This window comes from Chryseobacterium limigenitum, from assembly GCF_900114875.1.
GTDB lineage: Bacteria > Bacteroidota > Bacteroidia > Flavobacteriales > Weeksellaceae > Chryseobacterium > Chryseobacterium limigenitum.
On record NZ_FPKW01000013.1, the window covers coordinates 1 to 14,009 of the forward strand.

Consider the following 14,009-nt stretch of genomic DNA (forward strand, 5'->3'; position numbering starts at 1 on the left):
ATCAAAATAGAGAGCACGACCTATCATAAAAGTAAAAATAAAGAAACAAAAGATAAACGATATTACATTAGTAGTCAATTGAATACGCCTGAAATATTTTTAAAACATACCAGAAATCATTGGCTAATTGAAAATAAATTACATTGGAGTTTAGATGTGATTTTAAAAGAAGATGAAAGCCGTAAACGGAACAATAATATAGCCGAAAACTTCTCAATTATACTAAAATTAGTGTTAAAATTATTGCAAGAAAAACAACTTAAAAACAAGAAAATAAGCATCAAAAGAATGAGAAAAATGGCAGCTTGGAATTTAGATTATCTCATTGAAATGCTAAATTTTTAATGCGTTTGGTCTGACATTTAAGCCTTTCTCACTAATAATTCATTTATTTTACAAATAACAAAGCAATTATATGATTTGAATCATAAATAAAATAAAATTAACGAATTACAAATGAAAATATAGCATTCTTAAATTAAACAATACGAAAGTATGATAATTTTGATGAAAATATTTAACAAATAATCTGTTTTAAACAAATATTAATAACAATAAACCAATTATTAATATTTAATTTACAGTTTAAAAACAAAAAAAAGAGAGACAATATTTTTATGTATTGCCTCTCTTTTTTTTATAATAATTTGATTAAAAATTTAAGGAAGAATATAGTTTTGGTAAAGATCTATTGTAAATCTACCTGCAGTAATATTCCTAAAGCTTGAGAAGACCACAAAATTAAAAATAAATAAGGCTATAATAAAACTATATATTGCCGTTTTAGTACTTTTCGAAACTACATACATAGCATTCGGAATAATTAAAAAACCAAAACCGGTAAAAGCACCCACCAATCTGGAAGAGAAAACCGGATTATTCCTGAATATAAAATAGATACATATCCCCACAAGCGCGTAACTTCTATGGTATTCATAATATGGATATTTTTCAACCATTTTGGTATCAAAGAAAAAGAGGAAGAAGGTTAGAATCGCCGTCATAACTTCAGGAATACCAATCCCTCCATTAAGCCTTTCAGCCGTCTCCTCCATATAAGCATTAAAACCTCCAACAACCACACTATCTGAAGCAATACCATCCAGAAAACTACCGAAGACCCTATACACCTCAAATGGAGACATTATGATAGAAACGATGATTGCTCCAAGCATAATCCCTTTATTTAGAGGAATACGGGCAATCCAGTACATTGGTAAAAACGCATAACATACATTATGAATCCCTCCCGCCAGATAAATACATAACAGATAATAGATAAGTTTTTTTTCTTTTATAAACCTTACGGCAAAATACACCATAAAAACTCCTAAATTCTGCCTTATCTGCCCGGATTCTCCAACAAAAAAACCGGGAATAAACATAAACAGGATATAAGTAAACGGGTAAAATGTATTATCCTCTACATACCGCATTTTAAAGAAAATAGCCAACGCTGCTATTAATAGCGTAAGCATGTAGTAAGGCGCATTAAAAACATTCAGAAGAATCTTATTAATAAGAATATACAACCACTCGATAACAATCGGCTGCGGGCTATCCAAATGCAGGCCTTTAAAAATAATGCTGATATAATCAACAGTATCAGAATATACATAAATCCCTCTGTAACTACCGTAATCGGGACCAACTTCATTACGCAATCCGGCAACAATAACCAAAAAACCTCCTAAAAAGTACAAGTACTTGCTTTCCACTTTCTGCCGAAACACTTCTTGGTAACTGAAAATGATCAGGAAAAAAATTGCAATTAGATAATATGGATGTAATAAACTCATTATTTCATATCTATGTGTATTTTAAAACATATCAAAAACCAAGTTTTTACTTAAAAGTTTTTATTATATTTTTCTTCATCAATTGGGAACTTCTGCAAAAGTAGATTTTTTTTTTATTTTGTCAAGAATATTTATTCATTGTAAGCTAAAACTTTATATATTAAATCTTTTGAACTTATACTTAAAAATTTAAATTTGCAAACTTGATTTCATAATGCAATGCATCGGTTTTTTATATTTTTATATTATCTTATTTCCAGAAACAAAACACTTTCAGTATTTATTGCTTTAAGTATTGCCGTGATATGCGGATTTTTCGCCTCAAAAATCAATTTCGAGGAAGATATCAATCAGATAATCCCTAAAAACGAAAAATCCGACCTTACCGCAAAAGTTCTTAAACAGCTTAATTTTTCAGACAAAATCATTGTCATTATTGAAAACACATCTAAAGAAGATCAATTTCAGCTTTCCGAGACCGCTGATACTTTTTTAACTAAAATTGAACCTTTACAAAAATACATAGGCTCGGTTCAGGGGAAAGTAAATGATAATGAAATTTCGGAAACCTTTGATTTCGTCAATCAAAATCTTCCTTTATTCTTAAATGAAAACGATTACAAGGAAATTGAAAGAAAGCTCCAAAAAGACAGTATCGCAAAACAGGTAGAAAATAATTATATTTCTTTGGTTTCCCCAACAAGTCTGGTGACTAAAGATTTTATTAAAAAAGATCCGCTGGGAATCACATTTTTAGGAATCAAAAAACTGAATGCCTTAAATATCAGCAAAGATTTCAAGCTCGAAGACAATTACATCGTTACCAAAGACGGAAAAAACCTTTTACTTTTTATTGAACCTAAAAACAAAAGCAACGACACGAAGAACAACGAAGCATTTGTCAATCAATTAAATGAAATAAAAGACAACCTCAACAAACAGTTCAAAGGAAAAACTGAGCTTAGCTATTTTGGATCGCCAGTAATTGCCGTTGCCAATGCCCAACAGATTAAAAAAGACATTCAAAATACGGTCATGATTTCTATGACAGTGCTTTTGATATTGCTGATTTATTATTTCAGGAATTTCTTCACGCCGATTATCGTTTTTCTTCCGACTGTATTTTCTGTTTTATTGGCTTTGTTGATTTTATATTTTACTAAAGACAAAATCTCAGCAATTTCTTTAAGCGTTGGCGCCATTTTGATTGGAATTACGATAGATTATGCGTTACATATTTTGACGCATTACAAGCATAATAACAATATTGAAGAACTTTATAAAGAAATCACGCAACCGATCATATTGAGTAGCGCAACAACTGCCGTTTCATTTCTATGTTTGGTTTTTGTCCGTTCCGAAGCTCTGAAAGATCTTGGCCTTTTTGCAGCGATTACGGTTATTTTGTCCTCAATCACAGCATTGATTATCGTTCCTCAACTTTACAAGCCTAAAGATAAGGACGAAAAAGTCAGCGCCAATTTTATCGATAGAATAGGTTCGTATCCTTATGAGAAAAATAAGCCTTTAATTATTGGCTGTTCCATCATTATTATTGCCTGTATATTTAGCTTCAGGCATGTTGGTTTCAATGAAGATATAGGAGACCTGAATTATATCCCAAAAGATTTAAAAATAAGTGAAGCGAAGTTGGAGAAACTTTCAGACATCACTTCAAAATCTATTTACACAATTTCTTATGGAAATTCTGAGAACGAAGCGCTGGCAAGAAACTCCCAACTTTCTGAATTCCTTGAAAAAGAAAAGAAAGATGGGAAAATTTTAAGTTATAATTCCATTGGAAATGTTGTTTTATCCGAAAAAGATCAGCAAAAGAAAATTGAAATCTGGAACAAATTCTGGAACAGTCACAAAAAAGATCAAACCATTTCTGAATTAATTGATAACGGAAACAGGTTCGGCTTCAACAGCTCCGCATTTAATCAGTTCAATGAAAATTTGAATAAAAACTATTCTACATTAAGCTTAAAAGACTACGAAAAAATAAAGGCATTGCAAATTTCTGAGTTTTTAAGTAATGAAAACGGCTTCTACACTGTTTCTAATGTAGTGAAAGTAGATGAAACCAAAAGAGATGCCTTCATCAAAGATGTTGAAAAGAAGCATGAAGCTTTAGCAATCGACCGCCAGCAGATGAATGAAAACTTTTTAGGTTTACTGAAAAGAGATTTCAACACGTTGATTAATTATTCCTTACTCGCCATCGTTCTAACAATTATTGTTTTCTTCAGAAATTTTGAATTAACGGTTCTTACAATGTTCCCAATTGTTTTAACAGGAGTCGTGACCGCCGGAATTCTCTATTTCTTAGGATTAGAATTAAATATTTTCAGTACCGTTGTGTGTACTCTAGTTTTTGGAGTTGGAGACGATTTCAGTATTTTCCTTACGAAAGCTATGCAAAAAGAGCATACGACAGGAAAAAATGAGCTTCCAACGTATAGAACTTCAATCATTCTGGCCGTTTTTACAACAATTTTATCCATTGGCTCGTTAATTTTCGCAAAACACCCGGCTTTACATTCTTTAGCTTTAGTTGCGTTGATCGGAATGTTTTCGGTAATTATAATCACCTCAACATTATATCCGTTCTGGTTTAGGTTTTTAATTACCAACAGAGCAAAAAAAGGACTCTCGCCAATTACTTTCAGATTGTTCTTACGTTCCGTGATCTCGTTCTTTTATTACGGATTAGGCGGACTTTTCTTTTCTTTCTTCGGACATTTCTTCGTGAGAAAAGCAAAAGGAAAAACGTTGAGCAACATCAAAAAATCTATTGCTTTATTCTTAAAATCTGTTTTACATCTCACTCCGTTTGTTAAGAAAACAGTGATTACAAATCCTAACGAGGACTTCAGCAAACCGTCTGTTATTATTGCCAATCACACTTCTTTCCTTGATACTTTGGCGCTTGCAATGGCGACGCATAAAATCGTTTATTTAGTAAATGACTGGGTTTACGAATCTCCTGTTTTTGGAAAATTAGTAAAAGCTTTAGGCTTCTTCCCGGTTTCTCAAGGCATAGAAAACGGAATGGAGCAACTTCGAGAAAAAATAAATGAAGGCTATTCTTTAATGGTATTTCCGGAAGCCGAACGTTCTTATACGAACGATGTAAAAAGATTCCACAAAGGAGCATTTTATATTGCCGAAGAATTTGGGTTGGACGTAGTTCCTGTTTACATCCACGGAAATTCTGAAGTACTCCCAAAAGGCGATTTCATTATTTATGACGGAAGCATTACCGTGAAAGTTGGTGACAGAATTCACAATGACGATCTTAGCTTTGGTAAAAATTATTCGGAAAGAACGAAAAAGATCAATGCTTACTTCAGAGATGAATTTGCAAAACTGAGAAATGAAATTGAAGATGAAGATTATTTTAAAAAGAAATTATTTTTAAGCTTTTTATATAAAGAAACGGAAGTTGCAGATGAACTGAAAAAGGATTTCAAAACCAATAAATCTGTTTATTTTGAATTGAATAAACACATCCCGAAAGACGCTGTTATCATGCATATTGCAGATGATTTCGGGCAAAAAGATGTTTTGCTAACCCTACAGGAAGCCAGCAGAAAAATATTTAGTTTAATTAATGATCACGAAAAACGTGAGATTGCAAAACAAAGTTATATTGCAAAGAGAAGAAAGATTAATTATATCAACGACACCTCCGAAATCAATAAAAAAACAGATGTACTTTTAATTTCTGACGAAAATTTTAATCTAAAAAATATCACCGAGCTTCCGGAAACTATTATTTTAATGAATATTAAAAATTCTTCATTTGAAAATGATAATTATGAGCTCAAATTCAATTCTGAATCAATAAAAATATTTAGACCTAAATAATAAATATGAAAAGCATATTTTTGTAACCGATAAAAAAACTAATGCAAAAAAATATACTTGTAATATATTATTCACAAACCGGACAATTGGAGGATATTGTAAAGAATGTTGCCCAACCGTTTGAAAATAATAAAGAAGAATATAACGTTACGTATTATAATATTCAGTTAAAGGAAGATTTTCCTTTTCCTTGGCCAAGTGATGTATTTTTCAATACATTTCCGGAGTCTTATTTGCAGATTCCGAGCGAGATACATCCGCCTTCGGAAAGCATTCTGAACAAAAAATATGACCTCATTATTTTTGGTTATCAGGTTTGGTATTTAACGCCGTCCATTCCTATTATTTCGTTTCTGAAAAGTGGTTACGCAGAAAATATATTAAAAAACACTCCTGTGGTTACCATTTCTGCAACAAGAAACATGTGGATGCTTTCTCAGGAAAAACTGAAAGTATATTTAAAAGACATGAAAGCCCAACTTGCAGGAAATATCGCTTTGGTAGACAGACACGATAATTATACAAGCGTATTAACCATTTTGCGCTGGCTAACCACCGGACAAAAAGAAAAATCAGGAATACTTCCCGCAGCCGGAGTTTCAGACGAAGAAATCACAGGTTCTGTAAAATATGGCGAGGTTATTGAGAAGCATTTAAAAAACAATGATCTGGATAATCTTCAACCTGAGCTAATCAATAACGGAGCCGTAGAAATCCGTCCTTTTTTAGTAAGAGTAGAGAAAGTAGGAAACAAGATCTTCACCATTTGGTCTAACCTGATTATCAAGAAAAAAGAAAAACGACCATTGCTGATAAAATTCTTTAAGGTATATTTGATGGCAGCAATTTGGGTAATTTCACCCATAGTTTTGGTATTACACCTTCTGACGACCCCTATATTTTGGGTTAAAAGGCAGAAACAAAAAAAATATTTACAAGGAATTAATTTAAAATAGAATGTACGACGTATTTATAACAAAAGCATCAAAATACTTACCCAATGAGCCTGTTTCGAATGATGAAATGGAAACGTATCTTGGTTATATAAATGAGGCGAAATCTAAAGCGAAATCTATTATTTTAAGAAACAATAAAATCACCACAAGATATTACGCTTTAGACAAAGAAGGAAACCCTACACATACCAATGCTCAGCTTACAGCAAAGGCAATTGAAGGACTTTTTGACGAAAATTTCAAAAAATCAGATATGAAATTGCTTTCCGTAGGAACTACTTCTCCAGATCAGATTCAGCCTTCACACGCTTCTATGGTTCACGGGGAATTAAACATCGGGAAATCTATTGAGATTAACACCGCAACGGGCCTTTGTAATTCGGGGATGAATGCCTTGAACTACGGATTTCTTTCCATCAAAGCAGGAGTTCAGGAAACGGCCGTTTGTGCAGGTTCTGAGAGAATGTCTGCTTGGATGACAGCTGATAAATTCAACCACGAAGCAGAAAATTTAATTTTATTGGAAGAAAGACCCATTATTGCCTTCAAAAGAGAATTCCTTAGATGGATGCTTTCTGACGGAGCAGGAGCTTTCTTATTGGAAAATAAACCAAGAGAAAACGAAATATCTTTGAAAATTGATTTCATTGATTTCTATTCTTACGCCCACGAAATCGAAGCTTGTATGTATGCAGGTTGCGAAAAACAGGAAGACGGAAGTTTAAAATCTTGGGCAGATTATCCATCAGACGAATGGTTAAAACAGTCTATTTTTGCGATAAAGCAAGACACTAAAATCCTTGATAAATACATCTTGGTAAAAGGTGCCGAAAGTTTAAGATCATCTTTCGACAAGCACAGTTTAGATCCTGATTCTATCGATCACGTTTTAGCTCATATTTCTTCAGGTTATTTTAAAGAAGGTCTTAAGAACGAGTTTGATAAAGTAGGATTAGATTTCCCTTGGGAAAAATGGTACTACAATCTTTCTGATATCGGAAATATTGGAGCAGGTTCTATCTTCGTAGCTTTAGAAGAGCTAATGAATTCAGGAAAGTTAAAAAAAGGAGAAAAAATACTTCTTTGCGTTCCTGAAAGTGGAAGATTCGCTTATTCTTGTGCATTGTTAACCGTTTGCTAATGGAAAACAAATTACCAACATCTGATCAAAATTTTGTAGAAAGCTTAATTCCGCAAAGGTCTCCTTTTGTAATGGTGAATAAACTTGCAGAATATTCTGAAAATCATCTGATTTCAGGGTTTGAAATAAAAGAAGAAAATATTTTTGTTCAGAACGGAATTTTTCAGGCATCAGGGTTAATTGAACATCAGGCACAAAGTGTGGCTTTACACACCGGCTACAAATATTATCTTTTGGGGAAAGATGCTCCAACAGGATATATTGGCGCCATCAAGTCTTTTGAAGCTGAAGCATTGCCAAAAGTCGGAGATCATCTGAAATCGGAAGTTACCATTCTTAATGAAGTAATGGGAGTTACCCTTGTCAATATTATTACAAAACTTAATGATGTTGAGATTGCCAACTCTCAAATGAAAACTGTTGTAAAATAATTTTAATGGAAATCAAGGAAGACAATATCATCAACATACACAATTTTCTGCCGCATCGCGAGCCGATGTTGATGGCTGATTATATTTTGGAACTGACCAAAGAAAAAGTCGTGACTTCCTTTGAAATACTTGAGGATAATATTTTTGTTCATAATAATGAATTTGTTGAAGCCGGTTTAATTGAAAACCTTGCTCAAACCTGTTCATCAATCCTTGGACAAAGTTTCTTCGAAAACCCTGAAGCTGATACAAAAGTGATCGGTTTTATTACCAATATCAAAAAAATTGAAGTTTTCGCGTTGCCGAAAGTGGGTGATAAGATCATTTCAAAAGCATCATTGATTTCTCAATACGAAAATATCTGCAATATCTTTTGTGAGACATTTAATAATGATGAATTGTTGATCAGAGCTGAAATCAATTTGTTTATTCAGGAAGTAAAATCTTAGAAATTTACTTTAAATATATAAAAGCTGTACGTTTTGTGCAGCTTTTTGTTTTTTAGACTCCCATGGATACCCAGATATTTAAGCTTTATTTTTAATTTATAAATTTTATCAATTTTCATTTTTCTCAATCATCTGTGTAAATTTGTGCAAATCTGTGGTTAATATAATAAATAAGAGAGGCATTAAAACTCACATTACACTATCACAGAATAATATGATTTACATATAATCTATTTTCACTATTTTAGCCGATTGATAAAGTTAATCACAAAACAGATGATTTTTTTTCATTTGTAATCTAAAACTTAAAAATATTTAGATGAAAAAGCAAGACCTTCCTCAAGACGAAAGCAATCTGAAATCGGCAAATATGACCGAGGTTTTGTACGTGACTGATGAAAATAACAATTATACAACGGCAAACAGCACTGGTTGGGATATTAAGAAAGCCGCTTTAGATGAATCTTTAGCATTGATTAATGAAAGAATAGAAGAAGCCAGACAAAATGTTGCCAATAATATTGCGAGTCCGATTGTTTATTTCATGGAACTGAACAAAATGGATTTACAGGTTCTTGCTTCCTATGCCGGAATGTGGCAATGGAGGGTAAAGAGACACGCAAAACCAAAAGTATTTAAGACACTAAGCGAATCCGTACTGAAAAAATATGCCGATGCATTCGGAATTTCGGTGGATGAATTAAAAAATTTCAACGGAAAATAATGAGATCAAAGCATATAATGCACATTTCATTAGACTAAGAAAAAAATGAAATATACTGATGAAACTTAATTTCGAACACCATCAAACTGCGCATTGCGAAAACGGTGTTGCCTCTAATTTACTCATAAACAAAGGGCTAAAACTCAGCGAACCAATGATCTTCGGAATTGGTTCTGGGTTATTTTTTGTGTATTTACCTTTTTTAAAAGTAAATTTCGCCCCAGGTTTTAGTTACAGACCAATGCCCGGAGCCATTTTCAGCAAAGCAGCAAAAAGACTGGGAATTAAAATTAAAAGAGAAAAATTCTCGAACCCTAAGGATGCACAATCGGCGTTAGAAAGAAATTTAGAAAATAATGTACCTACAGGTTTACAGGTTGGGGTTTTTAACCTTACCTATTTTCCTGAAGAATATAAATTCCACTTCAATGCCCACAACTTGGTCGTTTACGGAAAAGAAAACGGAAGATTTCTGATCAGTGATCCTGTGATGGATTATACCACTTCTCTTTCCGAAGCCGAATTAGAAAAAGTAAGATATGCCAAAGGCGCACTTCCTCCAAAAGGCCATATGTACTACCCTACTTACATCCCTGAAAATGTAAATATGGAAGAAGCCATCAAAAAAGGAATCAAAGATACCTGCAAAAATATGCTGGCTCCCGTTCCGATTATTGGCGTAAGAGCCATGAGATGGGTAGCAAAAAGCATCCCGAAATGGGCAGATAAAAAGGGAACGAAAGTGACCAATCATTATTTGGGACAACTCATCAGAATGCAGGAAGAAATTGGAACCGGCGGTGGCGGATTCAGATTTATTTATGGAGCATTTTTACAGGAAGCTGCTGTAATTCTTAAAAATGATGAACTGAAAGAATTATCTAAAGAAATTACCGCAATTGGTGATCTTTGGAGAGATTTTGCCGTGGATATTGCAAGAGTTTACAAAAACAGAAATTCGAAAAGCAATATTTATAACGAACTGTCAAAATCGATGCTTCATATTGCTGATCTGGAAGAGGCTTTCTATAAAAAACTGAGAAAAGCAATCTAACGTGGAGAATATTATTGAAATAAAAAACCTGTATAAAAAATACAAGTCTGCAGAAGAATTTTCTGTAAATGATATCTCGTTGAATATCGATAAAAACGAAATCTACGGAATTCTTGGACCCAACGGAGCAGGAAAAACAACGTTGATTTCTATGCTTTCCGGATTGATAAAACCAACTTCAGGAACTTTTAAAATCAACGGATTATCTCCTCAAAAAGATGGCTTTAAATTAAGACAGATTATCGGGATCGTTCCGCAGGAATATGCACTATACCCTACGCTTACCGCAAAGGAAAACTTAATGTTTTTCGGAAGCCTGTATGGTTTACCTCATAAAAAATTAAAAACAGCGATTGATGAATCTTTAGAACTTATGGGTTTATCAAAATTTGCGGATAAAAAAGTAGAACAATTCTCAGGAGGAATGAAACGTCGTTGCAATTTGATCGCAGGAACACTTCACAATCCTAAAGTTTTGTTTCTTGATGAACCAACTGTTGGTGTTGATGTTCAGTCTAAAAAAGCAATTATTGATTATCTTTTGGATTTAAATAAAAAAGGAACGTGCATCATTTATACTTCTCATCACCTTTCTGAAGCAGAGGAATTCTGTACAAAAATCGCTATTATTGACCATGGAAAAATCCATGCTGTCGGAACGCCAGAAGAATTGGTGAACAGAGTTGCCAGTGCCGAAAACTTAGAAGATGTTTTCATTTCATTAACCGGAAAAGAATTAAGAGATGTTGTTGTATAAATTGTGGAGAAGTTTCGTTAAGGAAATCCTTTTACTGAAAAGAGATATCGGAGGAATTGTCATCATTTTCGTGATGCCTTTATTGTTAATCATAACGATTACATTGATTCAGGATTCTACCTTTAAAAATCTGGAAGGTTCAAAAATTCCGATTATTTTTATTGATAACGACAAATCTGAAATTTCAAAAAATATAAAACAAGAGCTCGAAAATGGTAAGACATTTGAGTTAGTGACCAATTACACCGAAAAATCGGCTCAAGATGCAGTTTTTTCCGGAGATTATCAGATGGCGATCGTCATTCCTGAAAATTTAACGAAAGATTTAAATGCAAATATTGATTCTAAGGTTCAGACCATTGTAAGCTCATTTGGAATTGAGGCAGATTCTGCTTCTGCAAAAAAGAATGTTGACATAAAAGCCAAAGACATTCACTTGTATTTTGATCCGGCAACCAATATCGGTTTCAAAAACAATGTAATGAATGCCGTTAATAAAATGGTTTTTGAGATCGAAAACAAAAAGATTTACAAAGCTTTCCAGGATCAACTGGGAACGACCGAAAATCTGGATGAAAATAAAAACTTAATCAGCTTTAAAGAAATTACTCCTACGAAAGAAAAAATGGACGTGATACCGAATTCTGTTCAACACAACGTTCCGGCTTGGGCGCTTTTTGCGATATTTTTTATCGTCGTTCCGCTTTCTATTAATTTAGTGAAAGAAAAAAGTCAGGGGACGAGCGTGAGAGTTCGTGTGAGTCCAACGCCTTATTATATTCATATTTTAGGAAAAACGTGTACGTATTTGATCATTTGTATCATTCAGTTTTTATTGATGGTTGCGGTAGGAATTTACCTTTTCCCTTATATGGATCTTCCGCAATTTGATGTGACAGGAAAAATGTTCCATTTAATTATTGTTACTATTTTTGCAGGATTAGCAGCTATCGGATTTGGTGTTTTATTAGGAACTCTTGCAGATACTCAGGAACAGTCTGCGCCGTTTGGAGCAACTTCTGTTGTTGTGTTGGCAGCAGTGGGAGGAATATGGGTTCCCGTATTCTTAATGCCTGAATTTATGCAGACGGTTGCCAAATTTTCTCCCATGAACTGGGGATTAAATGCCTATTACGACATTATTCTAAGAAACAGCGGAATCGCAGGTATAGCAAAAGAGCTGGCTTTATTATTTTTATTTTATATTGCCATGGTCACTATTTCAATCTTTTATGAAAGGAAACAAAATGCAGTCTAACGAGAAACCAATCCAGTGTACAGAGGAAGTACGAGTACGATTCAATGAGACAGATCCGTTGGGAATTGTTTGGCATGGACATTATATCGTGTATTTCGAAGACGGAAGAGAGGCTTTCGGCAGACAGCATGGTTTGACTTATCTTGATATTCAAAAAGCCGGATTTGTAACGCCTATCGTAAAAAGTACCTGTGAGCATTTTCTTCCTTTAAAATATGGAGAAACATTCAATATTGTAACAACTTTTGTCAACACAACAGCTGCAAAGTTGATTTACAAATACGAACTTTTTAATCAGGACAATAAATTGGTCTGCAGTGGAGAAACCATTCAGGTTTTCTTAGATTCTGACAATAATTTATGCTTGTATAATCCCGAGTTTTTTCAAGCTTGGAAAGATAAAATGGGATTATGAGAAAAGAAGTTTACATCACAGATTACAACTGCATCACACCTTTAGGTTTTGATGTTGCATCCAATTGGAATGCCTTACTTCAAGGAAAATCAGGCGTCACCAAACATAAAGTCATCGAAAATCAGGAAGCTTTTTACGCTTCTATGATTGATTCTGAAAAATTGGAAGAAGAATTTAACAATAACTTCGACAATCAGGATTTCTCAAGGCTGGAAAAAATGTTTTTGTTAAGCTTAAAACCTTTGGCGGAAAGACATACCATTTCAGACGAAACTGCTTTTATTTTATCAACAACAAAAGGAAATATCAGTTTATTAAAAAACCAAGCAACTTTACCGGAAGGCGTTTATCTATCAAGTTTAGCACAAAAAATCGCAGACTTTTTCGGATTTAAAACAAAACCAATTGTAGTTTCCAATGCCTGTGTTTCAGGGGTAATGGCGATTGCTGTTGCTAAAAATATGATTCAGGCAGGAATATATAAAGATGCGTTTGTACTTGCTGGAGATGAAATTTCAGAATTTGTGATTTCAGGATTTAATTCTTTTCAGGCCATCGGAAGCGAAGCTTGTAAACCTTATGACAAAAACCGCAGCGGAATCAATATTGGTGAAGCTACAGCGGCGGCTTTTATTACAAGTCATTGCGAGGAACAAAGTGACGAAGCAATCTCAAACGAAAAATTTAGTTTTAAAATTTTAGGAGATTCGGCAATCAACGATGCCAATCACATTTCCGGGCCTTCAAGAACGGGAGACGGATTGTATGCAAGCATCAAAAATGCAATGACAGAAGCGAATGTTTCAGCAGAACAAATCAATTTTATATCTGCTCACGGAACAGCAACAATATATAACGACGAAATGGAAGCCATCGCTTTCAACAGAATGGAATTACAAAATGTTCCGCTAAACAGTATGAAAGGCTTTTACGGACACTGTTTAGGAGCATCAGGTTTATTGGAAAGTATTATTTCTATGGAAAGCGCCCTTCACAGTACTTTAATTTCATCTAAAAACTTTGAAGAAATGGGAGTTTCCCAACCTTTACATATTATTAAAGAAAACCAACCTGCGGAAATCAAATATATTTTGAAAACAGCCTCAGGTTTTGGTGGGTGTAATGCAGCAATTGTTTTAGAAAAATGTTAAG

The 14,009-nt window shown here is 33.7% G+C and carries 13 protein-coding genes; 12 read left to right on the forward strand and 1 reads right to left on the reverse strand.

The window, feature by feature from the left end; translation table 11 throughout:
- On the forward strand, nucleotides 1–345 hold a 345-nt coding region (locus tag BT156_RS14790; RefSeq protein ID WP_170857326.1), incomplete at its 5' end, for an ISAs1 family transposase.
- A gap of 314 nt (nucleotides 346–659) precedes the next feature.
- Here BT156_RS14790 and BT156_RS14795 read toward each other — a convergent pair.
- Nucleotides 660–1,718 carry an EpsG family protein gene (locus BT156_RS14795; protein WP_228430149.1) on the reverse strand — a complete coding sequence of 353 codons (1,059 nt, stop codon included), beginning with the start codon at nucleotides 1,716–1,718 and terminating at the stop codon, nucleotides 660–662.
- 300 nt (nucleotides 1,719–2,018) lie between these two features.
- On the opposite strand from BT156_RS14795, the gene BT156_RS14800 reads away from it, so the two are divergent.
- From BT156_RS14800 to BT156_RS14850, 11 genes are all read left to right on the forward strand, one after another.
- Nucleotides 2,019–5,672 carry an MMPL family transporter gene (locus BT156_RS14800; RefSeq protein ID WP_072411177.1) on the forward strand — a complete coding sequence of 1,218 codons (3,654 nt, stop codon included), beginning with the start codon at nucleotides 2,019–2,021 and terminating at the stop codon, nucleotides 5,670–5,672.
- 41 nt (nucleotides 5,673–5,713) lie between these two features.
- Nucleotides 5,714–6,628 carry a hypothetical protein gene (locus BT156_RS14805; RefSeq protein ID WP_072411179.1) on the forward strand — a complete coding sequence of 305 codons (915 nt, stop codon included), beginning with the start codon at nucleotides 5,714–5,716 and terminating at the stop codon, nucleotides 6,626–6,628.
- A gap of 1 nt (nucleotide 6,629) precedes the next feature.
- Nucleotides 6,630–7,769 (forward strand): dialkylresorcinol biosynthesis protein DarB, encoded by a 1,140-nt coding sequence (locus tag BT156_RS14810; protein WP_072411181.1) that lies wholly within the window; start codon nucleotides 6,630–6,632, stop codon nucleotides 7,767–7,769.
- Complete coding sequence (locus tag BT156_RS14815; RefSeq protein ID WP_072411183.1) at nucleotides 7,769–8,200, forward strand: hotdog family protein; 432 nt, start codon at nucleotides 7,769–7,771, stop codon at nucleotides 8,198–8,200. The genes BT156_RS14810 and BT156_RS14815 overlap by 1 nt, the downstream gene beginning before the upstream one ends.
- A 5-nt stretch (nucleotides 8,201–8,205) precedes the next feature.
- Nucleotides 8,206–8,649 carry a hotdog family protein gene (locus BT156_RS14820; protein ID WP_072411185.1) on the forward strand — a complete coding sequence of 148 codons (444 nt, stop codon included), beginning with the start codon at nucleotides 8,206–8,208 and terminating at the stop codon, nucleotides 8,647–8,649.
- A 319-nt stretch (nucleotides 8,650–8,968) separates the two neighbouring features.
- Nucleotides 8,969–9,373: a flexirubin biosynthesis protein DarG gene (locus BT156_RS14825; RefSeq protein WP_072411187.1), complete on the forward strand. Its 405-nt coding sequence runs from the start codon at nucleotides 8,969–8,971 to the stop codon at nucleotides 9,371–9,373.
- A gap of 58 nt (nucleotides 9,374–9,431) precedes the next feature.
- Nucleotides 9,432–10,427 (forward strand): BtrH-related acyltransferase DarH, encoded by a 996-nt coding sequence (locus BT156_RS14830; protein WP_072411189.1) that lies wholly within the window; start codon nucleotides 9,432–9,434, stop codon nucleotides 10,425–10,427.
- Nucleotide 10,428: 1 nt separating this feature from the next.
- Nucleotides 10,429–11,184: an ABC transporter ATP-binding protein gene (locus BT156_RS14835; RefSeq protein ID WP_072411191.1), complete on the forward strand. Its 756-nt coding sequence runs from the start codon at nucleotides 10,429–10,431 to the stop codon at nucleotides 11,182–11,184.
- Nucleotides 11,171–12,442, forward strand: a complete 1,272-nt coding sequence (locus BT156_RS14840) for an ABC transporter permease (RefSeq protein ID WP_072411193.1) — start codon at nucleotides 11,171–11,173, stop codon at nucleotides 12,440–12,442. Before BT156_RS14835 ends, BT156_RS14840 begins: the two co-directional genes overlap by 14 nt.
- On the forward strand, nucleotides 12,417–12,857 hold the full coding sequence (locus BT156_RS14845) for an acyl-CoA thioesterase (RefSeq protein WP_072411195.1): 441 nt from the start codon (nucleotides 12,417–12,419) through the stop codon (nucleotides 12,855–12,857). Before BT156_RS14840 ends, BT156_RS14845 begins: the two co-directional genes overlap by 26 nt.
- Entirely contained in the window at nucleotides 12,854–14,008 is a 1,155-nt protein-coding gene (locus BT156_RS14850; protein WP_072411197.1) for a beta-ketoacyl synthase N-terminal-like domain-containing protein, read from the forward strand. The genes BT156_RS14845 and BT156_RS14850 overlap by 4 nt, the downstream gene beginning before the upstream one ends.
- Nucleotide 14,009 lies beyond the last annotated feature (1 nt).